General features: G+C 65.0%; 23 protein-coding genes. 15 read left to right on the forward strand and 8 right to left on the reverse strand.

All coding sequences use genetic code 11. The features are described from left to right. Positions 1 to 15: 15 nt before the first annotated feature. A complete protein-coding gene (locus AC3G88_RS19100; RefSeq protein WP_488893775.1) occupies positions 16 to 3294 on the reverse strand; it encodes an autotransporter outer membrane beta-barrel domain-containing protein in 3279 nt (1092 codons plus the stop codon). Between the two features lie 61 nt (positions 3295 to 3355). On the opposite strand from AC3G88_RS19100, the gene AC3G88_RS19105 reads away from it, so the two are divergent. Further along, the gene (locus AC3G88_RS19105) at positions 3356 to 3565 is read left to right on the forward strand and encodes a hypothetical protein (protein ID WP_488773405.1); all 210 of its coding nucleotides are present in this window, start codon (positions 3356 to 3358) and stop codon (positions 3563 to 3565) included. A 311-nt stretch (positions 3566 to 3876) separates the two neighbouring features. Here AC3G88_RS19105 and AC3G88_RS19110 read toward each other — a convergent pair whose 3' ends face one another. Further along, positions 3877 to 6171, reverse strand: coding sequence for an FdhF/YdeP family oxidoreductase (locus tag AC3G88_RS19110; RefSeq protein WP_488773404.1), 2295 nt, complete (start codon positions 6169 to 6171; stop codon positions 3877 to 3879). Positions 6172 to 6706: 535 nt separating this feature from the next. On the opposite strand from AC3G88_RS19110, the gene AC3G88_RS19115 reads away from it, so the two are divergent. Next, positions 6707 to 7876 (forward strand): zinc-dependent alcohol dehydrogenase, encoded by a 1170-nt coding sequence (locus AC3G88_RS19115; protein WP_488773473.1) that lies wholly within the window; start codon positions 6707 to 6709, stop codon positions 7874 to 7876. Positions 7877 to 7984: 108 nt separating this feature from the next. After that, positions 7985 to 8221, forward strand: a complete 237-nt coding sequence (locus AC3G88_RS19120; RefSeq protein ID WP_488773403.1) for a hypothetical protein — start codon at positions 7985 to 7987, stop codon at positions 8219 to 8221. 46 nt (positions 8222 to 8267) lie between these two features. Here the strand turns inward: AC3G88_RS19120 and AC3G88_RS19125 are convergent, their stop codons facing one another. The 4 genes from AC3G88_RS19125 to AC3G88_RS19140 form a co-directional block, all read right to left on the reverse strand. Then, the gene (locus tag AC3G88_RS19125) at positions 8268 to 8549 is read right to left on the reverse strand and encodes a hypothetical protein (protein WP_488773402.1); all 282 of its coding nucleotides are present in this window, start codon (positions 8547 to 8549) and stop codon (positions 8268 to 8270) included. A 1-nt stretch (position 8550) separates the two neighbouring features. Then, positions 8551 to 8751 (reverse strand): hypothetical protein, encoded by a 201-nt coding sequence (locus tag AC3G88_RS19130; RefSeq protein WP_488773401.1) that lies wholly within the window; start codon positions 8749 to 8751, stop codon positions 8551 to 8553. A gap of 343 nt (positions 8752 to 9094) precedes the next feature. Then, positions 9095 to 9529, reverse strand: coding sequence for a BON domain-containing protein (locus AC3G88_RS19135; RefSeq protein WP_488773400.1), 435 nt, complete (start codon positions 9527 to 9529; stop codon positions 9095 to 9097). 178 nt (positions 9530 to 9707) lie between these two features. After that, positions 9708 to 11771 carry a RecQ family ATP-dependent DNA helicase gene (locus tag AC3G88_RS19140; protein ID WP_488893776.1) on the reverse strand — a complete coding sequence of 688 codons (2064 nt, stop codon included), beginning with the start codon at positions 11769 to 11771 and terminating at the stop codon, positions 9708 to 9710. Between AC3G88_RS19140 and AC3G88_RS19145 the strand changes: the two genes are divergently transcribed. The 4 genes from AC3G88_RS19145 to AC3G88_RS19160 all read left to right on the forward strand — a co-directional run bounded on the left by AC3G88_RS19145 (position 11770) and on the right by AC3G88_RS19160 (position 14800). Beyond that, entirely contained in the window at positions 11770 to 13086 is a 1317-nt protein-coding gene (locus tag AC3G88_RS19145; protein WP_488773398.1) for an Nramp family divalent metal transporter, read from the forward strand. The two genes, AC3G88_RS19140 and AC3G88_RS19145, sit on opposite strands and share 2 nt — an antisense overlap. A gap of 359 nt (positions 13087 to 13445) precedes the next feature. Next, positions 13446 to 13910, forward strand: coding sequence for a hemerythrin domain-containing protein (locus tag AC3G88_RS19150; RefSeq protein WP_488773397.1), 465 nt, complete (start codon positions 13446 to 13448; stop codon positions 13908 to 13910). Positions 13911 to 13968: 58 nt separating this feature from the next. Beyond that, positions 13969 to 14154: a hypothetical protein gene (locus AC3G88_RS19155; protein WP_153948283.1), complete on the forward strand. Its 186-nt coding sequence runs from the start codon at positions 13969 to 13971 to the stop codon at positions 14152 to 14154. A 100-nt stretch (positions 14155 to 14254) separates the two neighbouring features. Further along, positions 14255 to 14800, forward strand: coding sequence for a DUF4142 domain-containing protein (locus tag AC3G88_RS19160; RefSeq protein ID WP_488893777.1), 546 nt, complete (start codon positions 14255 to 14257; stop codon positions 14798 to 14800). A gap of 221 nt (positions 14801 to 15021) precedes the next feature. On the opposite strand, the gene AC3G88_RS19165 is transcribed toward AC3G88_RS19160, so the two are convergent. Together AC3G88_RS19165 and AC3G88_RS19170 are read right to left on the reverse strand one after the other, a co-directional pair. Beyond that, positions 15022 to 15939, reverse strand: coding sequence for a manganese catalase family protein (locus AC3G88_RS19165; protein WP_488773395.1), 918 nt, complete (start codon positions 15937 to 15939; stop codon positions 15022 to 15024). 290 nt (positions 15940 to 16229) lie between these two features. Continuing rightward, the gene (locus AC3G88_RS19170; RefSeq protein WP_153948281.1) at positions 16230 to 17099 is read right to left on the reverse strand and encodes a DUF72 domain-containing protein; all 870 of its coding nucleotides are present in this window, start codon (positions 17097 to 17099) and stop codon (positions 16230 to 16232) included. Between the two features lie 244 nt (positions 17100 to 17343). Between AC3G88_RS19170 and AC3G88_RS19175 the strand changes: the two genes are divergently transcribed. The 8 genes from AC3G88_RS19175 (at position 17344) to AC3G88_RS19210 (ending at position 25772) form a co-directional block, all read left to right on the forward strand. Then, positions 17344 to 17565: a hypothetical protein gene (locus tag AC3G88_RS19175; protein WP_488773394.1), complete on the forward strand. Its 222-nt coding sequence runs from the start codon at positions 17344 to 17346 to the stop codon at positions 17563 to 17565. Between the two features lie 47 nt (positions 17566 to 17612). Next, positions 17613 to 20288: an excinuclease ABC subunit UvrA gene (locus AC3G88_RS19180; protein ID WP_488773393.1), complete on the forward strand. Its 2676-nt coding sequence runs from the start codon at positions 17613 to 17615 to the stop codon at positions 20286 to 20288. 441 nt (positions 20289 to 20729) lie between these two features. Further along, positions 20730 to 21176 (forward strand): GNAT family N-acetyltransferase, encoded by a 447-nt coding sequence (locus AC3G88_RS19185; RefSeq protein WP_488773392.1) that lies wholly within the window; start codon positions 20730 to 20732, stop codon positions 21174 to 21176. Between the two features lie 232 nt (positions 21177 to 21408). Further along, positions 21409 to 21912: a hypothetical protein gene (locus tag AC3G88_RS19190; RefSeq protein ID WP_487523920.1), complete on the forward strand. Its 504-nt coding sequence runs from the start codon at positions 21409 to 21411 to the stop codon at positions 21910 to 21912. Positions 21913 to 22157: 245 nt separating this feature from the next. Beyond that, positions 22158 to 22661, forward strand: coding sequence for a MarR family winged helix-turn-helix transcriptional regulator (locus AC3G88_RS19195; protein ID WP_488773391.1), 504 nt, complete (start codon positions 22158 to 22160; stop codon positions 22659 to 22661). 253 nt (positions 22662 to 22914) lie between these two features. Then, positions 22915 to 23691, forward strand: a complete 777-nt coding sequence (locus tag AC3G88_RS19200; RefSeq protein WP_488773390.1) for a GntR family transcriptional regulator — start codon at positions 22915 to 22917, stop codon at positions 23689 to 23691. A gap of 78 nt (positions 23692 to 23769) precedes the next feature. Next, complete coding sequence (locus tag AC3G88_RS19205) at positions 23770 to 24834, forward strand: Rieske 2Fe-2S domain-containing protein (protein ID WP_488773389.1); 1065 nt, start codon at positions 23770 to 23772, stop codon at positions 24832 to 24834. Continuing rightward, positions 24834 to 25772 carry a PDR/VanB family oxidoreductase gene (locus AC3G88_RS19210; protein WP_488773472.1) on the forward strand — a complete coding sequence of 313 codons (939 nt, stop codon included), beginning with the start codon at positions 24834 to 24836 and terminating at the stop codon, positions 25770 to 25772. Before AC3G88_RS19205 ends, AC3G88_RS19210 begins: the two co-directional genes overlap by 1 nt. Position 25773: the final 1 nt, after the last annotated feature.

Genomic DNA, 25773 nt, shown 5'->3' on the forward strand with positions numbered 1-25773 from the left:
GGGCCCCGGCGACGCCTACCACGCGTACTTCACACCAACCCTGAGGGCATACTGGTAGAAGCTCTGCGCGCCCCACGCGCCCGACACATTGCTCCATGCCGTCCAGCGTTTGCCCAGATCGGCATTCACGCCAAGCTTCACTTCATAACGGTTGCTCGGATACATGCTGCCCAGCGGCAGGTCGTTGAACGATATGCTGCTCGATACGCTGGTGTGCCACCAGTTCAGCGTCAGATACGGCTGGATCTTGCGATCCTCCGGACGCACGAAGGTCCGGTGGAAGCGCGCACCCAGGCGCGTGATCCAGCCGTGGGCGTTGGCACCCCGTACGCTGGTGCCGTTCGGCTCGGTGACGTCCGACTCGTTGTAGCCCACATAGATCAGTTGCCCCTGCGGCTCGATCACCCAGTCATTGCGAAGCGGCACGGCATAGCCGGTCTCGCCCGACGCGGCCCAGCCCTGGGCGTTGTAACGGACCGATGGCAGGTATTGCCCGTCGACATGGTTGGTGAACCAGCCGTACTGGAACCACGTGTCCACGTAGGCCCCGAGCTTGTGCTCGTCGTTCTGGTACCAGGTGCCATACCCGCCCACGCTCCAGCCTTCGACCGTGCCCTTTGCGGAGAACGGGTTCCCCTGCGCGGACGCATTGGTATTGGCGTAGCCGTAGCTGCCCATCAGGCCCAGGTGACCGCGATCCGCCCCGTCACTGAACACCTTCCACTTGGCAAGCTCGGCGCCGCCATGCAACAGGAACGAGTTGGTGCGCGCGGTGAAGATGCCGTTGGCGCTCTTGCTGCCCTGCCAGTTGCCCACCACCCGCAGCCAGCCGGCGCGCGGCTTGTCCTGCTCCGGGTTGAAGCCCTGGCCCTCGACGTACTGCGGCTCTCCCAGGCGGTCGTGCAGGCTATGCACGAACATCTCGCCCACCAGCCGCTGGTTGGCAAGGTACGCGGCGATCTCCGGGCGATAGAGCGGATCGGGGGCTGGCGACGCCGCCTCCGACCGCAGATACCACGCATCCGCGTTGGATCCATCCACACTGCCACGAAACAGCCGATACTCGTAGGCACCGGCGACGGCGCGGCCATCGAGCGCAAAGGCATCGGCGGCAGTGGTGCCGCCCTGGATGGCGTCCACGACCTGGATACCGTTGGCGACGGTCAGCGCCCCGGCGCCGCCAGCGTTTGTCACCCGCAGGCCGGTCGTGCCGGTGGCCGTGCCGCCATGAATCACCAGCTTGTCCGATGCGGAGCCGTCCGCGCCAAGCACCGTGTTCAGCGCGATGACGCCACCCGTGCCGCTGTAGTGCTGGGCAGTCAGCGTCTTGAATCCTCCCGTTGCCGGCGGCGTGAACGCAATCAGGCTGGCATTGTTGGCAAGGTTCGTCAGCGTGGAGTTCGCCGTGACATGCCAGGTGCTGGCGTTTGCCAGATTGAGTGTCGATGTGCTGGCCGCATCGGTGAGCGCGGCGCCGGTCAAGGTGGAAGCGTCGGCGTTGACCACGCCCACGCCGGGGCCGGCCGCACCGGCCGAGACGGTCAGCAGCGCCGTGGCGCCGGAGACCGTGGAGCGCGTCAGGTTGACGGTGGCGTCCGGTCCGATGACAGCGATGGCGGCCCCCTGATCGGACTTCAGCACGGTATCCGTCAGGTTGGCCGTTTCCACGGACAGCGGCGTGGTGGCCTTCGGCAGCAGCGATGGCGCGATCACCGACGCGGGCGCCAGCAGCAGCTCGGATTCCCCGCCACTGGCATCGGCCGCGCCGTCCCTTGCACCGGTCAGGGTCGTGCCAAGGCCGACTGATCCGGTGCCACCCATCAGTGTCAGTCCATTGGCCCCAGTCCCCGACGCATGGAGCGTGGCCCCCGTCGCGGTGAAGATTCCCCCGCTGCCGACACGCACGACGTCGGCATTGGCGCCGGCGGTGGCAAGCGAAGCATTGCCGCCTCCCGCGGCAGGCTGGACGATGGCGGTGGCGGTGGTATCCACCACCAGACCATGGGCGCCATCGCCGCTGGTGGTGATCGTCGTCCCATTGAGGGTCAGCAGGCCGCCCTGCTCCGCATAGGCCCCGTGGCCGTCCAGCCCCGTGGTCGTCACGCTGCCGCCATTCGCCTGCAACTGGCTGTTCGCGCCGGTCGCGGCCAGGCCAATAGCGTGCTGGTTCGATGTCGTGACCGGAACGGTGTCGAGCGATATCGCACCGCCGCCCCGCGCCAAGGCCCCGTGCGCCCAGGCACCGCTGGTCGCAATGCTGCCACCCGTCGCCGTCACACGCGATGGGCTGTTGCCCGCCGCGTTGGTGCCCGAGGCCAGCAACCCGGCGGCGCTCGTGCCGTGGGTCTGAAACCGTGTGTCGTTCACCGTGATATTGCCGCCGACGGATGCCGACGCCGCGGTGCCGTTTGTACCGAACGTTTCCACGGTTGTGGTGCTTGCGTTGATCGACGACGACTCCGAGGCCCGCAGGCCGACGCCCGTCGTGCCATAGGTCTTGATCGAGCTGGCAGTGAGCGTGCCGCTGGACCCTTCCTGCATGTTGAAGCCATAGGAACCGATGTTTCCGGCGGCGACCTCGCCGGAGGTGCTGAGTGTCACGTGATCGGCCTGCACGGTCCCGCCAAGCCGCGCACTGATGGCGCCGCCGATCTGGCCCGTGGTCGTGATCGTCGTGCCCGATACGATGCCGCTCGATCCTGCATCCTTGACGAAGACGCCGTAGGCCCCCGTAATGCCCGCAAACGCGCCCGATGTGGTGACACTGCCGCCATTGACCGTGACCGCCGCACCGCCGGACGCCACGACGCCGTAGGCGCCGTTCTCGGAGCCCGACAGGAACGTGCTGCCCGCCGTCGTGATATCGACGTTGGTGACGGATGCCCTGCTGCCGGCGCCCGCTACGTAGACGCCAAACCCGCCCGGGCCGGTCGTCGAGATGGTCGAGTTCGATATCGATCCGCTGGCACCGCCGTTCACCATCATGCCGAATGCCAGCGTCGATGCGCCGCTGGCCCCGCCCGTCGCGATGCGTGCATGGCTTACCGTGGCATTGGCGCCGGTACCGTACACCCAAAGGCCGTTCGCGCTGTTGCCGCTCGTCGCGATCGACACACCGTCTGCATTCAAGGTGCCGCCGGCTGCTCCAGCGGTCTGGACGAGGATGCCCGTGGCACTGGTGCCGGTTCCGCTGGTCGTGATCGATACCCCGCCCGTCCCAGGGCGGATGACACCGGTTCCGCCATACACATACAGGCCATAGCCGGTGGTATTGAGGACGATCGGGCCGGGCAAAGTACCGAAAGTCGGGTCCAGCGTAGCCGTCCGGCCGGCATTTATCCTGACACCGTTGCCCGTGACCGTTATCGTCGTCGACCCGGCGACCGTCCCGTCGGCGGTGCTGACAATGATTGGCGTGGTGATGTTCCCCGGGCCGTACGTGGCGGCCAGCGCCGATCTGACAACACCGGGCGCCATGCACATGGCGACGATCAGGAATGGGTATCGGGCGCAGGACCGGCATCTGACCATGCTTGCAAACCTCTCGCTGGAACGATTGCAGTGAATGGCGAGCCGGGCATGCATGCTGCGCCCGATACTGGCCGGCGGCATCACGCGCCCGAACGGGCATGCTTCCCCATGCAGGGAGCCAGCACGGCTGGCCGGAATCGCGATGGGTTCAGAATACAATCCGCGTCCCGGCAACCTACATGAAATATTTCAAAAAACGTATTAAGAGGAACCTTTAACCGCTATTATCGTTTCTGACGTTTTCTGCGTTGTCAGAATCGGTGCGTGCGGCGGGCGTGCTCCCGACGACGGGATTTTGGCGGGATGGCGGGATGGCGGGATGACGGGATGGCGGCGATGGCGTGATCAGGCGGCCGTCACAGGGCACACCCGCACTGGGATGGACTTGGCAGCCGGAACGTGGCTTTCCTCGGCATGGTGCCAAAGCGGCAGGAGCGGATTGCACTCGGGAAAATAGCCCGCCACGCATCCGGCCGGGATATCGAAAGGCACCAGTTCGAAGCCGTCGACTCGCCGTGTCACGCCGTCGGTCGTCACGGCTTCCAGGCTGACGCGCTGCCCCGCCGAGAGCCCAAGGCGCGCGATGTCGCCGTCATTCATCAGTACCACCATTCGCGTGCCCTTGATCCCCCGGAACCGGTCATCGAGCGAATAGATCGTGGTATTGAACTGGTTGTCGCTGCGCAGCGTGAACAGCCGCAGCGCGTCTGCGCCGGTCTCGGGCGCGTCCGGATCTTCGAGCAGGGACGCGGGCGTAAAGAACTCGGCCTTGCCGCTTTTTGTCTTCCATTGCCGCTGGGCCACGGGCATCGGCCGGTGAAAGCCGCCGGGCTCCCACATGCGTTCGTTAAGGCCCCGAAAAATGTCCGGATAGGTCTGCTCGATGGCGTCCCGCACCAGCGCGTAATCATTGGCCCAGGCATTCCAGTCCACACGACTGCCTGCACCGAGCACCGACCGGGCGATGCCCGCGACAATCTGCTGCTCGGACAGCAGGTCCGGGCTGGCCGGTTCGGCCACCCCCCGGGAACCGTGGAAACACCCCGTGCTGTCTTCCATCGATACCGCCTGGGCGCCTTGCGCGCGCTGGTCGATCTCTATGCGGCTCAGACATGGCAACACATAGGAAATCGCGCCATGGACGAGGTGGCTCCGGTTCAGCTTCGTGGTGATGCCCACCGTCAGCCGCAGCTTGCGCCAGGCAGGCTCGACCACGTAGCGGTCGGGCACCGAGCGCACCAGATTGCCGCCCAGCTGCACCACGGCCTGCACGCTGCCATCGATGATGCCCCGACACGCACCAACGGTATCCAGCCCCTTTTCGCGCGGCGGCTCGAAGCCGAACTGCGCCGCAAGTTTGTCGAGCGGGGCCAGCTCAGGCTTCTCGGTAATGCCCACGGTGCGCTGGCCCTGCACGTTCGAGTGCCCCCGGATCGGCGACGCTCCGGCACCCGGCTTGCCCAGGTTCCCGCGCAGCATCAGCAGGTTGGCGACCATTCGCACGTTCTGTACGCCATGCCGGTGCTGCGTCAGCCCCATCCCGAAATGCGCGATGACGGCCTTGGCATTGCCATACGCCGCTGCCGCCTCCGTCAGGGCTGCACGGGTCAGTCCGCTCACGCGCGTGATGTCTTCCCACGCCGTCGCCTGCACGCAGTCACTGAACGCGTCGAATCCCACGGTGTGCTGCGCAATGAAATCGCGGTCCAGCAGGCCGGTGCCGCCATTCAGGATGGCGTCGGCATCGGCCTCCAGGAGTGCCTTGCAGATGCCCATGATGGCGCCCATGTCACCGCCGGCCTTCACCTGGTGGTATTGCGTACTGATCTGCGTGGCACCCGGCGTCAGCATCTCGGCCGGCGACTGGGGGTTGACGAAGCTCACCAGGCCCGGTTCGCGAATCGGATTGAAGGTGATGATCGGCACGCCGCGCTTGCGGGCGTCCTGCAACGGGTGGAGCATGCGCGGGCTGTTCGTGCCCACGTTCTGCCCGAAGAAGAACATCAGGTCGGTTTTCTCGAAGTCATCCAGCGTGATGGTGCCCACGCCAACCCCGATGGACGCCGTCAACCCGACCGACGTGCTTTCATGGCACATGTTCGAACTGTCCGGCATATTGTTGGTGCCATACATGCGCGCAAACAGCTGATACATGTACGCCGTCTCCAGCGATGCCCGCCCGGAGGTATAGAACACCACGGACTTCGGGTCCATCGCGCGGAGTTCCCGCCCGATTTCGTCGAATGCCTGTGCCCACGTTACCTGGACGTATTTGTCGGTGCTTGCGTCCCAGCGCAGCGGCACGGCTACCCGGCCAGCATCCTCCAGATCGTGGTCATGCCATTGCTCCAGTTCCGCAACGGTGTGACGCGCGAAAAAATCGGCGGCGATGCTGCGGGCCGTCAAATCCCAGGCTGTCGCCTTGGCACCGTTCTCGCAGAACTCGAAGGTGTGGGGGTCCCTCGGCTTCGCCCAGGAACAGCTGACGCACATGAAGCCGTCCGGTTTGTTCTGATGCGCCAGCGCGTGGCTCGCCCGGACCGGCACATGCTCCAGCACCAGGATCTTCGCCACGGCCTTGAGCGATCCCCACCCGCCGGCGGACCCGGTCGGATTGGCTTCTGCCTTACCGTGTTCCATGGGGCGCTCCTTCGCGTGCGTCCCCGTCGGCGAATTCACCGATAAAGACGGCGCTGTGCCCCGACAGCAGCGCCTTTACGGCGTCCAGTTGCGTGACCGGCACATCGGACACGATCAGTCGTGCCGCGTATCCATCCGGGTGCTCGGCGCCGTCGGCGCTCTGCACCCCTACGATTTCCACCATCAGGCTCCGAAGGTCAGCCAGAAGGCCTTCGCCTCCCGCTTCCCTTTCATTCTCGGCAGCCAGCCGCAAGGCCACGTTGAGCCCCGGGTACGTCTCGACAAGCGCCTGACACGCGGCCCCGGCCGCGGCGCTCTCGGCAAATCCGGCAACGATGGTTGGCATGGACATCTCCGTCAGTCGGCAAATGATCCCCCGGAAGCGCGCAAATTGCGTGCCCGGCGGATATTCATTCGCATCTCGCGCACCGGCGGGCCCGCCGGACCCGCCGGGCACATTCGATGCGTGCCGCGACCGCATCCGGGGCCGGTCATGACGGCCGGCCCTGCCGACCCCCACCGCCTGGAGCCAAACATGAAAGCCCTTTGCTGGCATGGAAAGCACGACATCCGCTGTGACACCGTCCCCGACCCGACCATCGAGCATCCGCGCGACGCCATCATCAAGGTCAGCAGCTGCGCCATCTGCGGCTCGGACCTTCACCTGTTCGACGGCTTCGTGCCCGGCATGGAAAAGGGCGACATCATGGGCCACGAGTTCATGGGCGAGGTCGTCGAGGTGGGCGCGGAGAACCGGCGCTTGACAGTGGGAGACCGCGTGGTCGTTCCCTTCACCATCATTTGCGGCGAATGCGATCAGTGCCGCCGGGGCAATTTCTCGGTCTGCGAACGGACCAACCGCAACAAGGCCACTGCCGACAAGGTGTTCGGACACGCCACGGCCGGCCTGTTTGGCTACACCCATCTGACAGGCGGCTATGCGGGCGGCCAGGCCGAATTCGTGCGCGTGCCGTATGCCGACGTTGCGCCGGTCAAGATACCCCAGGGCATCAGCGACGAATCGGTGCTGTTTCTTGGCGATATCCTGCCCACCGGCTGGCAGGCGGCAGCCGCCTGCGACATCCAGCCAGACGACGTGGTTGCCGTATGGGGCGCAGGCCCCGTGGGCCAGTTCGCGATCCTGAGCGCAAAGATCATGGGCGCGCAGCGGATTCTCGCCATCGACAACGTCGTGGAACGGCTGGCCATGGCCCAGCAGCTTGGCGCCTCGCCGGTGAATTTCGATGCGGTCAACGTCGTGGAGGCGCTGAATGAACTGACCAACGGCAAGGGGCCGGACAAGTGCATCGACGCGGTCGGCCTGGAAGCCCACGCCACGGCGTCGCTCGATTCCGTCTACGACCGCATCAAGCAGGCGGTCATGCTGGAATCCGATCGGCCGCATGTGCTGCGCGAAATGATCTACGTGTGCCGGCCGGCTGGCATTCTTTCAATTCCTGGCGTTTATGGCGGCCTGGTCGACAAAATCCCCATGGGCGCCCTGATGAACAAGGGGCTCACGATCCGCACGGGACAGACCCATGTGAATCGCTGGACCGACGACCTGCTGCAGCGCATCCTCGACGGCCAGATCGACCCCTCCTTCATCATCACGCACCGCGTGGCACTGGAAAACGGCCCCGACATGTACAAGACGTTCCGCGACAAGCAGGACGGCTGCATAAAGGTCGTCATGACCATGTAGCGCGCCACCGCGGCGATGGAATGCGTCTTGCAACACCTGGCTGGGCGGCCTGCCACCCAGCCATCGCGGTTGCCTTGACCGCCCGAACGTTTTCCTGGAGGACCCGCCATGAAGCACGAAGAAACCAGCAGCCGCCACCCGGCGCGCCAGCCCACAAACGCCGAACGGCAGAAGCCATCGACGGATGCCGAGGCCATTCCGGGGCGCAATCCCCAGACCAAGGGGCCCGGCGCGTCGCAAGGCGGCAAGCAGCCGACGCCCAACGAGATCATGAACGAGCAAGTGTCGCCGCGAGACGAGCAAGGCAATCGCGACCAGTCCGACAAGCCCCACGTGAGTGGCTGATCCGCTCCCCCCCAATGACCTCATGCCGACAGGCCCGGCGTTGGGCCTACGGCTTCGGCGCGGGGTCGATGGCGGCCTGCTCCATCAGGTAGAAGCCGTGGATGAGCAGGTCGTACATGACCGCTGGCGCCGAAATACCGATCATCGAGGTGGTTTCGGTAAATTCCGCTTTCTCCGTCGATTGAATCTCGCCGAGCCACTTCAGGACATGGGTCGGCAGATTTTCCAGTTCGACCCCCGAGCGCACCAGCAGCGCGCGGCGCGCGCCTCGATACAGCGTCACGTCCAGCACCACATCGCTGAGAAACCGCGGCCGATCGGCAAACATTTCAGCGCCCTCCAGGAATACTGCGCGCGCGGAAACGCAGCGCCGCCAGAGACCCGCGCAGCGCGGCCAGCTGGCGCTCGGCATCCACGTCCGGTGAGCCGGCCTGCAGGCTCGCCCGGATACGGCGCTCCTGCGCCGAGATCTGGCCTTCCAGTTCGCCAATGTAGCGGTGGATGAGCAAGGCGCTTTTGAAGTTTTTCATGATCTGTCCGGAACGATGGCAATTCGCTCTTTTTATTTTGAAAATTACGCCATCGGCACGGCGCCTGCGCGTTAGGGAAGGCAAGCATTCCGTACAGTCGGGGCCGGGCCGGCAACAAAAAGCCCGCGCGCACGCGGGCGAAAGGAGAGGAGACGATAAGGACGGCACCGGGGCGCCGTCGGGGTTCATCTCGCATGGAATGTACCCGGCCCCAACCCCTATCGGTGCGGCGCCGACACAGTTCCGGCGGGCGGCATGCGCGGTGCGGGCGCGACGAACCTTGCAACTCGCGACGGGAGACGTTGTAGATTCGCGCGGCTCCCTGACGCATCACCGCTACGGTTCACGTCACGGATTTCATGGGATTGGTCGTGCCGCCATACGGATCACGCCCCTTCGGAAATTCGTTCGAATCCCCCCGCTCGACGCCGCCGCCATAACTGCTTGCGGCAGAGCCGGTGGCAGGGCTGGAATGGCTGATACCGCTGACATGCCCGCCCTCGCTTGCGCTGGCACGCTGCTGCGCGATCCGTATCCGGTTCAACACATCGCGCACGCCAGGCACTTGCGCAGCCAGTTCCTCGATCCACCGCTTCTGGCGCCGGTCCTGGACAGATCCGCTCAGTTCCACGACGCCGCCATCGACGCCGACCTCGACATCGCGCACATCCACGGTATCGCTGTATGCCAGCCGCCGGCAAAGATCCTCCCGAATGCTCTCGTCAGGGCGCGTGTAGCCCTTGGGGGCTGCCCTCGTATGCTGTGGGTATTCATTCATGGCTGCGATCTCCTGTTGCACGTTCCTTCGGCGCGGCCTGAATGGCGCCGAAACCTCGGATCGACGCAAGAACCGTGACTGGGGCACCAACGTCGATGGAGCGCCCAGGGCCAGAAAGTGCGCTGAAATTCGCCCATGGCTCGAACGCCCCCTACCTGCCTGCTGACCGCATCGGCTGTTATTCGCGCGGTTCCGGGACGCCTTGCAGGGGCATGGTGCTGGCATTCGATGCTGCACGCCTGCGTGGGCGCCTCAGGAATTGCGGCAGGAAGCGCCGCACGCTGTCGTCCGGAAACCGTACGTCGACCCATTCCTCCGATACGTCAACGACGACGCCATCCCCAAACCGGCGCGCCCGCACGGCGTCTCCCTTCGCGAAAGGCAACGCCGGCAACGCTGCCGGCGCACGCGCGGTGTCGCTGGCCGGATTCGACGCCACCTCGGCCAGGCGCTGGCAGCTATCGCAAATGCCGCAGCGTTCCGGCCAGTCCGTCTCGCCGTAGTACGCCAGCAACGTCGCCCACCGGCAGCTTCCGCTCCGCGCGTAATCGAGCATCGCCTGAAGCGTTGCGTGGTCCTCCCGACTGCGCGCCGCGTAGCAATCGGCGATCTTGTCGACACCGGCTTCATCGCGATCGCGCAACGAAAACTGGCCGCGGCCGTCGCGCTGCACAATGCCAAATTCGCGCAGCATGCGCATGCCGGCCTGCAGGCGCCGTACGCCGATATCGTCCAGTGCCGCACGCAGCGACAACATGTCCATTGGCGTCTCGCGGACCATCGTCGCCATCCGGCGCAGATCCGCTGCGGACGGATATCGGCCCGCCAGGAAGAACTGGTGAATCCGCTTGTCCTTTTCGTCGAATACCAGCGTGCAGCGCGCAAGATCGCCATCGCGCCCTGCCCTGCCGGATTCCTGATAGTAGGCATCGAGGCTGCCCGGCGACTGGGCGTGCACGATGAACCGCACGTCGGGCTTGTCGATGCCCATGCCGAACGCGTTGGTGGCCACCATCACATCCACCTCGCCGGACATGAAGGCGTCCTGCGCATCGCGCCTTTGCGTCGCCGCCAGGCGCCCGTGATAGAGCGCCACGCGACTGCCGGTCTGCTGCAAGGCGCCATGCAACCGTTCGGCCACGGCGACCGTCGCCGTATAGACGATGCCCGCGCCCGTTTGCGCGGACACGAGACGCCTTACGGCGTCAAGCCGGGCGGCGTCCCCGGACACATGCTCGACCGCGTAGGCCAGGTTCGGCCGGAACAGCGGTGCGCGCACGACGCGGGGGTCCCGCATGCCGAGTTCCCGGACGATGTCGTCAATGACCGCTTCCGTGGCCGTGGCCGTCAACGCCAGCAACGGGGGCCGGGACAACGCGGCGGCGGCGTCACGCAGACCCAGGTAGGCAGGCCGGAAGTCATGGCCCCACTGGGAAATGCAGTGCGCTTCGTCCACCACGAACAGGGCGATCCGATTGCGGCGCAGGACATCCAGAACTTCAGGGTTCTCCAGTTGTTCGGGCGTCGTCAGCAGGATGCGCTCGTGGCGCTGCGCCAGATCGTCGAGCGCCGCATCGCCTACCGCGCTATTGAGCACGGCAGGCGCAAGATCGAGCGCGCCCAGCTTCGTCGCCTGGTCCTGCATCAACGCAATCAGTGGCGATACGACCACGGTCAGGCCGTCGCGCATCAGCGCCGGAAGTTGAAAGCACAGTGACTTGCCGCTGCCGGTCGGCATGACGGCGATGGTGTCCCGCCCCTTCAGCACGCTGGCCAGTACCTCCGCCTGGCCAGGGCGCAAGTGCGTGACACCAAAGCGGCGCCGTAGCACCCGCATCAAAGCGGGCGGGAGCGTCGGGGACATTGCTGGTCGGGGGCGGAACATGCCGCCGCGCACGGCTCGGGCGATTCGGTAGCGATATCCATGAAGTCTCCGCACAACCTCCTGAAGCGGGGCGCAGCGCATGGGTACGTCACCGCTGTACGCGCCCGATCCCGCACCCCACGCAACTTGCGTTCCACGCACGACTGGCGCGTCCGGTATGTCGATGCCTGCCCATGCGTCATCGGGCAGTCCCTCCGCGAAGATCAAGAGGCGCCGCAGTCCGGCATCGGCTTCAGCGTCCGTCCGACATCGGCATGCCACGCAACCACGTATCCCTTGGTCTCGAACCGTCCCCGCCTTGCGTGCATGTCGTTCCCGTCCTGGCGCCGCGGGCAGACCGTACAGGGAGATACCCATGCAAGCGCACACGCCAGAGGACAGCCGTGATTCCGCCGCCAGCGATCCGAAAGGCCAAGGGGGCGCCCCATGGTACAAGTTGATGGGGCCGGGTCTCGTGACCGGGGCGGCCGATGACGATCCCAGCGGCATCGTCACCTATGCGCAGGCCGGCGCCCAGTTCGGTAACGGATTGCTGTGGAGCCTGCTGTTTTCCTTGCCGCTGATGATTGCGATCCAGCTTGTCTGTGCACGGCTGGGCCGGATCTCTGGCAGCGGCATCGTGGCGAACGTCCGCCGGCACAAGTCACAAAAGCTGGCCTACGGGTTCGTGGTGCTGCTGGTCCTGGCCAACACGTTGAACATCGGCGCCGATCTGGCTGCGATGGGCGATGCGCTGGCGCTTGTCGCAGGCGGACATCGCTGGATCTACACGCTGGCGTTTTCCGGTGTCTCCCTCCTGCTCCAGCTCTTTGTCCCCTACCGACGCTATGCCGGGTATCTACGCTGGCTGAGCCTGTCGCTGCTGGTCTACGTTGTCGCCATGTTCCTGCTCAAGGTGAACTGGCGCGACGCGATGGTTTCCCTCATCCTGCCGCACGTCCATTTATCCAACGGCTATCTGCTGGTGCTGGTCGCGGTCTTCGGCACTACCATCAGCCCGTACCTCTTTGTCTGGCAGGCGGCATCGGAGGTCGAGGAACTCGAAGCGGACCGCACGGCCCATCCTTTACGCGACGCGCCGGAGCAGGCCAGGCAGGAACTTCGCCGCATCAACATCGACACGATGACCGGCATGGTCGTGTCGGCGGTGATTGCGCTCTGCATCATGCTGACAGCCTCCTACGCGCTGCACGCGCACGGTGTGCTCGACATCGCGTCGTCCGTCGACGCCGCCAAGGCGCTGGAGCCGGTTGCCGGAAAGTGGGGCGTGCTGCTGTTCGCACTCGGCATCATTGGCACGGGCCTGCTTGCCGTGCCGGTGCTGGCTGGCTCAGTCGGCTACGCGGCGGCCGAGGCGATGCGCTGGCGACGAAGCCTCGAAGAAAAGCCGCTGTCGGCCAGGCACTTCTACGCGGTCATTGCGGTCTCGATGATCATCGGCGCAGCGCTCTGCTTCGCGCCGATCGAGCCGGCCAGGCTGCTGGTATGGAGCGCCGTCCTCAACGGAATCGCCGCCGCGCCCGCGATGGTCATGCTGCAATTGATGTCCCGCGACCACCGGATCGTGGGGCCATTCGCGCCGTCGCCGTGGGTACATCGCCTGGCATGGTGCGCCACGGGCGTGATGTGGCTGACGGTGCTCGTTCTCTGCGTGACGGCCGTTTCGGGTTGAAAAAAAGAAGCCCGCCACTGGAGATGGATCGGGCCCAAGCTTCACGACTGCATGGCGGCACATTAGCGTGCCGGCGTTGCGTTCCCTGTCGGTGACTGTCTGATTTTTTGCACCGCACCATCGGACGGCTCCGCCGTCTCACGCCACATGTCCGGGACTCGGGCCGACTGGCATTCTTTCAATTCGTGGCGTTTATGGCGGCGCAGCCGACAAATCCGAGGCGCCGCGTCACTGTATGGCTGCAACCCTGCGCGCTCTGGCGCCGTGCGGCATAGCTGGAATACGTCTTGCAGGGGCCTTGCGGGACGGCGCTCGGTTTGGCCGTCTCACCATCAAACCACCCCACAGCACGAGACATCATGGACAAATCCAAACTACCCGTCGAACAGCGCGCCGCACTCTCCCTGCTGGTGGACGATCACCGCAGCGTCAAGAAACTCTTCAAGGCCTTTCAGGATGCCAAGGACGACGCCGAGAAGCAGTCGATCGCGGCCGAGACCTGCCAGCAATTGACCGTCCATGCGCAGATCGAGGAAGAGATCTTCTACCCTGCCCTGCGCGGCGCCAGCGACAAGATCGACGACATGCTCGACGAGGCCAAGGTCGAGCACGCTGTGGCGAAGGACCTGATCGCCAAGATCGAGGCCGGCAACAGCGAGATGCTGGAGGCGCACTACACCGTATTGTCGGAGTACGTGGGCCACCACGTCGAGGAAGAAGAGAACGAACTCTTCCAGGCCGTGATCCGCGCCAAGGTCGATCTCAAGGAAGTGGCGCAACAGCTTGAAGCGCGCAAGGCCGAACTCACCGGCCAGCCGGCTTGATCCCCCACCCGCCGCCCGCGCTTCGGAGCGATCCGTACCGCAACAGGAGTCATCGATCATGACCAAGACTGCATCACCGTCCAACCGCTCGGAGCAGGACGCCCGGGCAGAAGACAAGTCGGGCAAAGCCGCGACGACACCGAGCAAGAAACCCGCTAGCGGCCACCACGCCGCGAGCCACGTGAAGGCGGGCAAGACGCACGGTGCGGGCGGCGGCGCCAAACAACGCCACGGTCCGAAATAAATCCGGGGCCGAGGACACTGAAACGGAGGCTCTTATGCAAAGTCACTTCTGGCGTCCGCTGGTCGCCATTGCCAGCGTACTCGTCTGGTCGTCGGCGGCCGTGGCGCAAGGTTCCAGCCTGTCGCCGGCCTCGGGCACCACCGGCAACGTCACGCCGGACAGCACGAAAGGCACCACGGCGGGCGTCTCGGCCGGTGCATCACGACCGGCTCACAGCGATAGCAAATTCATCGAAGACGCCGCGCACTCGGGCCACGCCGAAATCGAGGCGAGCAAGCTCGCTCAGCAAAAAAGTCAGAACGCGGATGTCAAATCGTTTGCCGACAGGATGATCCAGGACCATGGCAAGGTGGGTGATGAACTGGATGCCCTGGCTGCCAGGAAAGGCGTCACGACACCAAAGGAACCCTCCGCCGCGCAGAAGGGCGAGATCAAGGCCTTGAGCGCGCTCAGCGGTTCCAAATTCGACAAGATGTACGCAAGCCGCATCGGCGTCGCCGCGCACGAAAGCGCCGTGAAGACATTCCGCGAGGCATCAAACACCGCGAAGGACGCCGACGTCAAGGCGTTTGCCGCCAAGCATCTGCCCGACCTGGAAGGCCATCTCCAGATGGCGCGCGATCTGAAGAAGAAGGTCGGCGACTGACCGCCCTAGCACCGCCCCGGCCTAGCGTATATGCCGCTGCCGCCCCTGTCACCCCTGTCACCGCGCAGCAGCGACAGGGGTGGCTGGCCAGCGATCGCCGGCTAGACCAGGCCGGCAGCGGCAATCATCCCGGCCAAGGTGATCGCGATCCCTGTCAACATCCGGACGGGGTGCCGACGCCAATGGAAAGCGGCAGAATCTGCGAGGGACATGATGGCTTCCTAGCGTGCCGGCGCGTCGTCGGCTGCGGCATCTCCCACGCCATCCACATCGCCGTCCGCCTTGCCCAGATCCGCGCCGGTGACCGGATCGCTATTGACATCCGACTGCCCTCGCATCGCGAATGCTTCGAGCGTCGATTGCTGGTCTGCCGGCAGGGCCACGCTGGCCGACCCATCTCCGCCATCGACGGCGGGCGCAGGCGTATCCACAAAGGAGAACGTACTGTCCGCATTCCAGGGTCCGCGAATCACCTCGCCGCCTTGGGACATCTTGAAATACACGCTGGCAAACTTGGGATCGGCGGGCATTTTTCCCGGCGGGAAGCTTGGCGTGATCGAGTACAACGCCTTCTCGAACGACTTCTGGTGCGACACCTCCCGCGTCATCAGAAACCCCAGGGCTTCCTGCACGCTCGGGTCATCAGTGACATTGATCAGCCGCTCATAGATCAGCTTCGCCCGCGCCTCGGCAGCGATGTTCGACCGCAGATCGGCGGTCGGCTCACCAATTGTGTCGATATACGCCGCGGTCCACGGCACGCCGGCCGAGTTCACCAGGGCGGGACCCCCGCCATACAGGATCTGCGTCACGTGGCTGTCGTTGCCCGCACCTTGCAGGGAGCGATAGAGTTCCGCCTCCTGCTGCACGCCTTCCGCCAGTTCCCCCTTGGCGCCCCGGTTCAGCATGGCGATCAGCGAGCCGATGATCTCCAGATGGCTGAGCTCCTCTGTCGCGATGTCGAACAGCATGTCCTTGCGACCGGGATCTTCCTCCGCCAGCGCCTGGGTAAAGTACCGGCACGCAGCTGCCAGTTCTCCCTGCGGACCGCCAAATTGCTCCAGCAGCAGATTCGCCACGCCCGGATCGGGACGTGAAACGCGCACGGTGTACTGCAATCGCTTGTTGTGGATAAACATGACGAATCCTCCAGGTAGATCACCAATGATGGCAAACGCGCCTACCGGCGTTCGCAACGGTTGTGCCACCTTCACGCCCGACGCGCCCGGCAAGAAAAGGCCCGCGCGAACGCGGGCCAAAAGGAGAGGAGACGATATGAACGGCTCCGCCGGGAGCCGCCGTGAGGCGTTCCGCATGGAACGTACCTGCGCAACGTCCGCCGGAGCCGGCCAGCGCGCGGGACGTAGCACCGCATGCGCCATCCCGGAAGGCGCGGCGAATTGCAAGTCGCGTATGGAGACGTTGTAGATCAGGGGATGACGCGCTCGCGCAGCCGCTTGGCATCGAAAGGCGCGTTCACCTTCTTGTCGTTATCGAAATAGCAGTACACGTCGCGCCGGGTAGCCCGTCGCGGCGGCTGTGGGGCGATGCGGACCGCGTCGGCAGGCTCCCGCCCATGGGCCCAGGCGTAGATGCGGGCCGCCCAGCGGTCCAGCGATGCATCGGGATAGGCGCCGCTGTACAGCGCGTCGGCGCCGTGCAGGCGCATGTAGATGAAATCGCTGGTCACGTCTTCCGCGTAGGGCCAGTCAGCAATGGCGTGCGACACCACCAATGCCACCCGATGCTCGCGGAGCAGCGCGGGAAACTCCGCGGTGCAGAAACTGTCGTGTCGCACCTCCACCGCGTGCCGAAGGCGGCTGTTTCCCTTGGTGCCATACCACGGCGACCTGACACGGGTATCGTGCTGGGCCGCCAGCGCCCGCGCTTCGCGCGAAGATTTTGGCAAGAGCGACAAGAATCTGTCGAACCGCTCGGCATCGAAGCGGAAGTTGGGCGGAAACTGCCAAAGGAAGGGTCCCAGCTTGCGACGCAGCGCAAGCACCCCGGACGCATAGAAGTTGGCCATCGCCGGTACGGCTTTCTCGTCGCGGAAGCGCAGCAGGTGCGTCAAATATCGCGGGCCCTTCACCGCGAACACAAAATCGTCGGGCACCGCATCGTGCCAGGCCTGCCAGCTCTCTATCGACTGCAGCGAATAATGCGAGCCGTTGATTTCGATGGTGTCCACCTGGCGCGACGCATACTCCAGCTCACGGCGCTGGGGAAGCTTGGGCGGATAGAAGACGCCCCGCCACCCCGCATAGCGCCAACCCGATATGCCGATGCGGACTGTCATTGCGTGCGCGCTTGACTCGAATTCGAACTACCCTGGAAAGCGATCATGTGAGCTGTCGTGTCCACCTGGATCTCTCGACCGTTCGCAATCTTCATTCCCGGATCGTGTCCCGACGGCGGATGCGGCCAGGGCTGCATGGGACAGTACCGCAACGGCCACTCGCCAGCAACGGGATGGTCCGTGCGTGGCATGCTTCCTGCTGCCCTTTTGCATCGCTGCTGGACATCGTTCAAAGGACCCTGCGATGAAAAACCCTTGGCTCAAGAAGAATCCGTTGCTTAGCATGTGGCTCAGCGGCGCCAACGGCGTGATCGGCGCGGCGCGCGGACGCGCGCAGTCCGAGGGCAGGCGCCAGACGGCCACGGCCGCCGCGGCCGTCACGAAGGCGGCAACGGATGCGTGGCTTGCCGCGCTGACGCCGCCCAAGCCCGCGCGCAAGCGCACAACCCAACGGCGTCGCAAATAGCCGATGTACCGGGGTTCGAGCGGCAATTTATGCAAGCGAAGGTGCGCATGACCGACGATATCCTGCCAGTTCGGCCTTCGGACACTGATGCCCCGGCGACGGCGCCCGCGTCACTCGAGGGCGACAACTTCGTCCGCGTACGCGGCGCGCGCGAGCACAATCTCAAGAATGTAGATGTCGATATCCCGCGCAATGCGCTGGTGGTGTTCACCGGCGTGTCCGGTTCCGGCAAGTCATCGCTCGCGTTCGGCACGCTCTACGCCGAGGCGCAGCGGCGCTATTTCGAATCCGTCGCGCCGTATGCGAGGCGGCTGATCGACCAGGTGGGCGTGCCCGAAGTCGACAGCATCGAAGGCCTGCCGCCCGCCGTGGCGTTGCAGCAGCAGCGCGGCGCGCCGAACGCACGATCTACCGTGGGCAGCGTCACCACGCTGTCGAGCCTGGTACGGATGCTGTACTCGCGCGCCGGCACCTATCCGGCACGCCAGCCGATGCTCTACGCCGAGGACTTCTCGCCGAACACCGTGGAGGGCGCCTGCCCGACATGCCACGGGCTCGGACGCATCTACGATGTCACCGAGCGGTCGATGGTGCCCGACGATTCCCTGACCATCCGCGAACGCGCCGTGGCCGCCTGGCCGCCGGCCTGGCATGGGCAGAACCTGCGCGACATCCTCGTCACGCTCGGCTACGACGTCGATACGCCCTGGCGCGACCTGCCGAAGAAGGACCGCGACTGGATCCTTTTTACCGAGGACCAGCCCACCGTGCCGGTCTATGCCGGCTTCACGCCGCGTGAGGTGCGCGCGGCACTCAAGCGCAAGCTGGAGCCCAGCTATCAGGGTACGTTCACGGGCGCGCGGCGCTATGTGCTGCAGACCTTCGCCACCACGCAAAGTGCGCTGATGAAGAAGCGCGTGGCGCAATACATGATCGGGCGCGATTGCCCGGCATGCCACGGCAAGCGGCTAAAGAAGGCGGCGCTGTCGGTAACGTTCGCCGGCCTGGACATCGGCGAATTCACGCACCTGCCCCTGGCCCGCGTGGCCGAGATCATGCATCCGGTCGCGCAAGGCGAATCGCCCGGCCCGGCTGGGGCCGCCGCGGTACTGAGCCGCAAGGCGGCGCGCGCGGATACGGCGCGGCGTGTGGCGGCGGGCGGGTCGGCGCACAAGGCCGCCCCCGACGTGCGGCGCACGCCCAATCTGTCCGACGAGAAGCGTCTGGCCTCGCAACGCATCGCCGAGGAACTGATGGAACGGTTGGCCACGCTGATCGATCTGGGCCTGGGCTATCTGTCGCTCGACCGCAGCACGCCGACGCTGTCCTCGGGCGAACTGCAGCGGCTGCGACTGGCCACGCAGATCTCGTCGCAACTGTTCGGCGTGGTGTACGTGCTCGACGAACCGTCGGCCGGACTGCATCCCGCCGATGGCGAGGCGTTGCTCGTGGCATTGCGTCGTCTGAAGGCCGCCGGCAACTCGCTGTTTGTCGTCGAGCACGATACGCAGACCATGCGCCAGGCGGACTGGATCGTCGATGTCGGGCCAGCCGCCGGCGAGCATGGCGGGCACGTGCTCTACAGCGGGCCGCCCGTTGGCCTGTTGGGGATCACGGCGTCGCGCACCGCGGCCTACCTGTTCGACGCACCGGCGCGGCAACATCGTGCGCCGCGCGAACCGGCAGGGTGGCTGAAGCTGGCCCATGTCTCGCGCAACAACCTGCGCCGCGTGGATGCGGAAATCCCGCTTGGCAGCTTTACGGTGGTGACCGGCGTTTCGGGGTCCGGCAAGTCCAGCCTGATCAGTCAGGCGCTGCCCGAACTCGTGAACCGGCATCTGGGACGCACCGACGACAGCGACGCCGACGACGAGCGCGACCCGCTGTTCGCCGTCACCGACACGCCGACCGAGGGCCGTATCGCTGGCGGCATGGAGGGGGTGCGCCGGCTGGTGCGCGTGGACCAGAAGCCGATCGGACGCACGCCTCGCTCGAACCTGGCCACTTACACCGGCCTGTTCGACCACGTGCGCAAGCTGTTCGCCGCGACGCCCGCGGCGCGCAAGCGGCGCTACACGGCCGGCCGCTTCTCGTTCAATGTGGCCCAGGGCCGCTGTCCGACCTGCGAAGGCGAAGGCTTTGTCAGCGTGGAGCTGCTGTTCCTGCCAAGCGTCTACGCGCCGTGCTCGGCGTGCCACGGCACGCGCTACCGGCCGCAGACGCTGGAAATCACCTGGCAGGGGCAAAACATTGCCGAAGTGTTGGACCTGACCGTCGACGCTGCCTGCGAATTCTTTGCCAGGGAAGCCCCCGCGATGCGCGCGCTAACAGCTTTGCGCGACATCGGGCTCGGTTACCTCCGACTCGGACAGCCGGCCACGGAACTGTCGGGCGGCGAGGCGCAGCGTATCAAGCTGGCCACCGAACTCCAGCGCGCACAGCGCGGCGACACGCTGTACGTCCTCGACGAACCCACCAATGGCCTGCATCCCGCCGATGTGGACCGCCTGCTCGTACAGTTGCAGGCGCTGGTGGATGCTGGCAACACCGTGGTTGTGGTCGAACACGACATGCGGGTGGTGGCGCAGGCCGACTGGGTCATCGACATCGGACCCGGCGCCGGCGACGAAGGTGGACGCATCGTCGCAAGCGGCCGTCCCGATGTCGTCGCCACCTCCCCCGCCAGCGTGACCGCGGATTACCTTGCGAACGAACTGGGCTAAGCCGAGCAAGCAGCTGGATTATCGTGAGGGGTATGTTATTGGCGGCGCAGTGATAATCGTTTGTATTTTGCTGTCCTGATTGCGCCCTTTCCTGACACGAATCGCCCGGGTTTTTCGAAACGAATGGCTGCGGACGTCTGTTTTTGCTCCCGTTTATCCGCCATTCCCGATAAAAACGCTGGGTTTCTGCGCAGCAAAAACCGCAAAAAAATCCTAAACTGCTGTGGCTGGGGCTCTTCCCGTCACAAAATCTCTCCGAATTTAAGCGATACCAACTCACCTATTTCGCGTATTTGTGTTAACCATAATACAGCCACGATGTAAGCGTACGCTACATTGATATCGCGACGTCGAATGCGCATGAGATGCTCCAAAGAGAGCACTTGAATTCACGTGGTGTCAGTTTTCCGCGCGGATAACGCCTCTTTTTGCGAAATCGAGATGTTGAGAGAAATCAGGTTTGGAGCAGCCCGCGCTGCAGATATGCATGCCGTGGCGGAATTCTGTACCGCCTGGGAAATCGAGGCACAGACAGACACGGCGGATGAAACACGGCTTCACCATGTGGGCCGCCTGCAAGGAAGAATCGTCGCATGGGCATTCGGCGAATGCCTTGACGAGACGTTTGTCGTGCGTGCGGTGTTCGTCCTGCCCGAACTCCGACAGCAAGGCATTGCAACGCTTCTGGTGGGCGCTTTGCTGATGCGCGCCCGCACCCATCGTTGCACGACAGCAATATTACTCACCACGGACCATCCCACCTTTTTTGCCCGTCATGGTTTTTCGCTGACATCGCTGGATGCCGTATCGCGAAAACTAAAACTGTCGCGTGAATTCCAAAGACGGTTTGGGGCGCGAATGCTGTGCATGTGCCGGCGGCTTGATTGAGCGGTCCGGGCTCCGCGGCACTGCCCGGTAATTTTCATACGTCAATACTGCATGCCGACGAAACTTCTGCGGTCGCCGCCATCGGCGTCATGCACGAACAAAGAACCGCAAAAGACTGGGGCCGCCGCACGCTGACGTTGCCACGCAACGCCCGCGCCCTTTCCGGACCTGCACCGCCAATCGGGCGTGCTTGTTGCATCTGCCTTCGGATCCACCTATCGACGGAGCCCCCATGAAGATCCCGGTGCGCATCTTCACGGTCATCCATGGTCTGATGGCCCTGCTCTTCACCTGCGCAACGCTGATGTTGATTGCAATTGCGGCTCGCATCGGCTCGACCGTGTTTGTGAGCCAGTGGGACCAGGCCAGCGCGCAAGCTGTTATTGAAGCCATTGGATTGCTGGCGGGAGCCGTGGTCGCATTGCAGATCGCCGAGACTATCGTCGAGGAAGAGGTCATACGGGAGGCTGACGTGAGTGCCCCGACACGGGTACGACGCTTCCTGTCGCGATTCCTGGTGGTCGTCGTGGTCGCGCTGGCCATCGAAGGGCTCGTGGCGACCTTCAAGGCGCTGCACCAGGATCCGTCGCAGCTCGGCTATGCGGCCGGACTGATTGCCTCGACAGCCTTGCTCCTGGCCGCCTGGGGTCTGTTCGTCTACCTGAATCGATCGGCGGAAGAGCTGGAACCAGAGGCCATGGAAGAGGCGAAACGCGAAGACAAGAAATTGCAGTAGTGCCGCGCGTGCCCTGTCGCGGGTTCTCACAGGTATCGGTGCAACCCCTGCGCCGCATACTTGCCGCCTGAACCCCGCCCAAAAACAAGCCGCCCGAAGGACCCACATCGGCATCAACCCGGTGTCAGGCCACCTGCCATTGGCATATCATCCACACTTGGGAACCCCGACGCGATTGCCTTGACCGGCACCTTTGAATCGGAGAAGGAACGACCTTCCCGCCCAAGACAGGACAAACGACAAGAATGACACGCCGGACCACGAAGGCATCTTCGGCACAAACGACCGAGCAGATAAAAGAAGGCGCGCAGTCGGCGGCGCAGGCCCCGACGGCATTGCCTAGTCGGTTGCCTTACCTGATTGGGCGCACCGACCGGATCGTCAAGCGCCGCCTGGGCGAGGTGCTGGCCCCGCACGGGCTGACCCTGCCGCAGTTCACGGCCCTTTCCGTGTTGCATGCGCGAGGCCCGACTTCCAACGCGCAATTGGCCGAGCGCTCGCTGATCTCGCCTCAGTCGGCGAACGAGGTGGTCAAGACGATGGAAGCGCGCGGCTGGATCGTGCGCCAGCCCGACCCATTGCACGGGCGCATCGTACTGCTAAGCCTGACCGAGAGCGCGCGGCATTTGCTTCGGCAATGCGATGACACGGTTGCAGCGATGGAGCGCGACATGCTGGAGGGCATCGATGCCGCGCACGCTGCCATGCTGCAAGAGCTGCTGAAAACGTGCGCGCGTAACCTGCGCTGAAAGCGCATACCGCTCGCTCAGTCGAGGACGGCGCTGGACAGCAGCGAACAGCGCCATCGCGACCGGGCGCTGTATCCAGCTTTCTGGGCACCACCGCTTTCCCGCCTGAAACTCCCGCAATCTCATCCACGTTTACCCTCGGTTTCCGGGTCTTCTCTTGTCATTGCAAGGCAGACTGAATACAGTCTGTATACAACAAAGCAATGAAACGCCGCCTGGTCCTGCGCGGCTCGCCCCCACGGAGACAACCCTGATGGATACGGACAATCACAACCTCGGCGACAGCAAGGCGGGCGCCAGCACGTCCCAGGCAGTGCGCGCCCTGCTCGGTCTTCGCGAGCTGGTGCTTGGCGGCGAACTGCCGCCCGGTGCACGCATTTCGGAAGTATGGGTTTCGGAACGCCTGGGCGTGTCTCGCACGCCAATCCGCGCGGCACTGATCCGGCTGCAGGAGGAAGGACTCGTCGAGCCGATCCCGTCCGGCGGCTTCGCCGTACGCTCGTTCGACGAGAACGAAATCAGCGACGCGATCGAACTGCGCGGCACGATGGAGGGCCTGGCCGCGCGCCTGGCCGCCGAGCGTGGCGTTAGCACGCGCCTTCTTCACGCCATGCGCGATGTCATCGCGCAGATCGACAGCGCGCTGACCGGCGAACTGACCGCCGTGAAATTCTCGCAGTATGTCGACCTCAACGCGCGGTTTCACCAATTGCTGGCCGCGGCCTGCGGCAGTGGGCTCGTCGCGCGCCAGATCGACAAGGTGACGAGCCTGCCGTTCGCTTCCGCGAGCGCTTTCGTCATGGTGCAGTCGATCGACGAAAGCGCGCGCGAGATGCTGCTGCTGGCGCAGTCTCAGCACTGCGCGGTGGTCGAGGCCATCGAGCAGCGCGAAGGCGCGCGGGCCGAGGCGCTGATGCGCGAGCACAGCCGCATCGCCAACCGAAACCTGAAGTTCGCATTGCAGAACCAGCAGGCAATGTCACAGGTACTTGGCGGCAGCCTGATCCGGCGCGCCCGCCGTACCGCCTGACCCGCACCGCGGGTTCCTTCACCACTCTCTTCGTCAACCAACGTATCCTGGCGCCGCGCGCGCCGGGAGGGGAAAGTCATGTTCCTGAAAAACACCTGGTATGTCGCCTGCACACCCGATGAACTCGATGGCAAGCCGCTCGGCCGCACCATCTGCAACGAAAAGATGGTGCTGTACCGGGATGGCACCGACAGCGTCGCCGCGCTGGAGGACTTCTGTCCGCATCGCGGGGCACCCCTGTCACTGGGTTTCGTGCGCGAGGGGCAACTGGTCTGCGGCTATCACGGCCTGACCATGGGCCGCGATGGCAAATGCAAGGCCATGGCCGGTCAGCGCGTGGGCGGTTTTCCGTCGATCCGCAACTACCCCGCCGTGGAGCGATACGGCTTTGTCTGGATCTGGCCCGGCGATGCCGCGCTGGCCGATGACGCGCTGATCCCGCATCTCGAATGGGCGGTGAGCCCCGAGTGGGCCCACGGCGGCGGGCTGTACCACATCGGCTGCGACTATCGCCTGATGATCGACAACCTGATGGACCTGACGCACGAGACGTATGTGCACGCGTCAAGCATCGGCCAGGCCGAGATCGAGGAATCCGCACCGGCAACGCGCGTGGAGGGTGACTCGGTCATCACCAGCCGCCATATGGAAGGCATACTGCCACCGCCATTCTGGGCCGCGGCGTTGCGCGGCAACGGTCTTGCCGACGACGTGCCCTGCGACCGCTGGCAGATCTGCCGCTTCACACCGCCCAGCCACGTGATGATCGAAGTCGGCGTGGCCCACGCAGGCAAGGGTGGCTACGATGCGCCCGCCGAGCACAAGGCTTCGAGCATCGTCGTAGACTTCATCACCCCGGAGACGGAGACGTCGATCTGGTATTTCTGGGGCATGGCGCGCAACTTCAAGCCGGACGACGCGGCGCTCACCGCGACCATCCGCGAAGGCCAGGGCAAGATCTTTGGCGAGGACCTGGAAATGCTGGAAGCGCAACAGCGCAACCTGCTGGCCAATCCCGCGCGCAAGCTGTTAAAGCTGAACATCGACGCCGGAGGCGTGCAGGCCCGCCGCATTCTGGACCGGCTGCTCGCGCAGGAACAGGCGCAGGACGCGCAAGCGGTTGCACAGGCGGGAGCGGCATGATGCAGGTCCGGATCGCAAGCAAGACGGCGGCCGCCGACGGCATCGCCCTGTTCGAACTGGTGGCCGCCGATGGCGGCGCGCTGCCGCCCTTTACCGCCGGCGCACATGTCGACGTGCATCTCGGCGACGGGCTGGTACGCCAGTATTCGCTCTGCAACGACCCGGCCGAGACGCACCGCTACCAGCTTGGCGTGCTGCGCGATGCCGCATCGCGCGGCGGCTCCGTAGCCATGCACGCGCTCGCGGCCGGGAACATCCTGGAGATTAGCGCGCCGAAGAATCACTTCCCTTTGCATGCGGACGCCAGGCATTCGGTGCTGCTCGCTGGAGGCATTGGCGTCACGCCGATCCTGGCCATGGCACAGAGCCTCGCGCGCAGCGGCGCATCGTTCGAGTTCCACTACTGCACGCGCAGCGCCGCCAGCACGGCATTCCAGGACCGGATCGCCGGCGACGACTTGCGCGAACGCACGTTCCTGTACCACGACGACGGCCAGCGCGCCGACCTGCAGCGTCTCCTCTCCGTGCCCCGTGCCGATACGCATCTCTACGTCTGCGGGCCAGGCGGCTTCATGGCGGCCGTACTGGACACGGCGCGCGCCGCAGGCTGGATGGAGTCGAACCTGCACCGCGAGTACTTCGCGGCGCCCGAAACGCCATCCGAGCCAGGCGGCGCCTTCCAGGTAACCGTGCAGAGCACGGGCCGCGTCATCGACATCGCCGCGGACGAGACCGTGGTGCAGGCGCTGGCCGCGAACGGTGTGGAGATCCAGACCTCTTGCGAGCAAGGTGTCTGCGGCACATGCCTCACGCGCGTGCTGTCTGGCACGCCCGATCATCGCGACGCCTACCTCACCGATGAGGAGCGCGCCGCCAATGATCAGTTCCTGCCCTGCTGCTCCCGCGCCAGGACCGGGATGCTGGTCCTGGACCTGTAGC

The sequence above is a fragment of the Cupriavidus sp. 86D6 genome, from assembly GCF_057815095.1.

What these genes read in the sequence shown, in the direction of transcription:
- AC3G88_RS19110 (WP_488773404.1), bottom strand. Translation starts at nt 6,171, where the DNA reads ATGGAACACGGTAAGGCAGAAGCCAATCCGACCGGGTCCGCCGGCGGG.
- AC3G88_RS19115 (WP_488773473.1), top strand. Translation starts at nt 6,707, where the DNA reads ATGAAAGCCCTTTGCTGGCATGGAAAGCACGACATCCGCTGTGACACC.
- AC3G88_RS19120 (WP_488773403.1), top strand. Translation starts at nt 7,985, where the DNA reads ATGAAGCACGAAGAAACCAGCAGCCGCCACCCGGCGCGCCAGCCCACA.
- AC3G88_RS19125 (WP_488773402.1), bottom strand. Translation starts at nt 8,549, where the DNA reads ATGTTTGCCGATCGGCCGCGGTTTCTCAGCGATGTGGTGCTGGACGTG.
- AC3G88_RS19130 (WP_488773401.1), bottom strand. Translation starts at nt 8,751, where the DNA reads ATGAAAAACTTCAAAAGCGCCTTGCTCATCCACCGCTACATTGGCGAA.
- AC3G88_RS19135 (WP_488773400.1), bottom strand. Translation starts at nt 9,529, where the DNA reads ATGAATGAATACCCACAGCATACGAGGGCAGCCCCCAAGGGCTACACG.
- AC3G88_RS19145 (WP_488773398.1), top strand. Translation starts at nt 11,770, where the DNA reads ATGCAAGCGCACACGCCAGAGGACAGCCGTGATTCCGCCGCCAGCGAT.
- AC3G88_RS19140 (WP_488893776.1), bottom strand. Translation starts at nt 11,771, where the DNA reads ATGGGTATCTCCCTGTACGGTCTGCCCGCGGCGCCAGGACGGGAACGA.
- AC3G88_RS19150 (WP_488773397.1), top strand. Translation starts at nt 13,446, where the DNA reads ATGGACAAATCCAAACTACCCGTCGAACAGCGCGCCGCACTCTCCCTG.
- AC3G88_RS19155 (WP_153948283.1), top strand. Translation starts at nt 13,969, where the DNA reads ATGACCAAGACTGCATCACCGTCCAACCGCTCGGAGCAGGACGCCCGG.
- AC3G88_RS19165 (WP_488773395.1), bottom strand. Translation starts at nt 15,939, where the DNA reads ATGTTTATCCACAACAAGCGATTGCAGTACACCGTGCGCGTTTCACGT.
- AC3G88_RS19170 (WP_153948281.1), bottom strand. Translation starts at nt 17,099, where the DNA reads ATGACAGTCCGCATCGGCATATCGGGTTGGCGCTATGCGGGGTGGCGG.
- AC3G88_RS19175 (WP_488773394.1), top strand. Translation starts at nt 17,344, where the DNA reads ATGAAAAACCCTTGGCTCAAGAAGAATCCGTTGCTTAGCATGTGGCTC.
- AC3G88_RS19180 (WP_488773393.1), top strand. Translation starts at nt 17,613, where the DNA reads ATGACCGACGATATCCTGCCAGTTCGGCCTTCGGACACTGATGCCCCG.
- AC3G88_RS19185 (WP_488773392.1), top strand. Translation starts at nt 20,730, where the DNA reads ATGTTGAGAGAAATCAGGTTTGGAGCAGCCCGCGCTGCAGATATGCAT.
- AC3G88_RS19190 (WP_487523920.1), top strand. Translation starts at nt 21,409, where the DNA reads ATGAAGATCCCGGTGCGCATCTTCACGGTCATCCATGGTCTGATGGCC.
- AC3G88_RS19195 (WP_488773391.1), top strand. Translation starts at nt 22,158, where the DNA reads ATGACACGCCGGACCACGAAGGCATCTTCGGCACAAACGACCGAGCAG.
- AC3G88_RS19200 (WP_488773390.1), top strand. Translation starts at nt 22,915, where the DNA reads ATGGATACGGACAATCACAACCTCGGCGACAGCAAGGCGGGCGCCAGC.
- AC3G88_RS19205 (WP_488773389.1), top strand. Translation starts at nt 23,770, where the DNA reads ATGTTCCTGAAAAACACCTGGTATGTCGCCTGCACACCCGATGAACTC.
- AC3G88_RS19210 (WP_488773472.1), top strand. Translation starts at nt 24,834, where the DNA reads ATGCAGGTCCGGATCGCAAGCAAGACGGCGGCCGCCGACGGCATCGCC.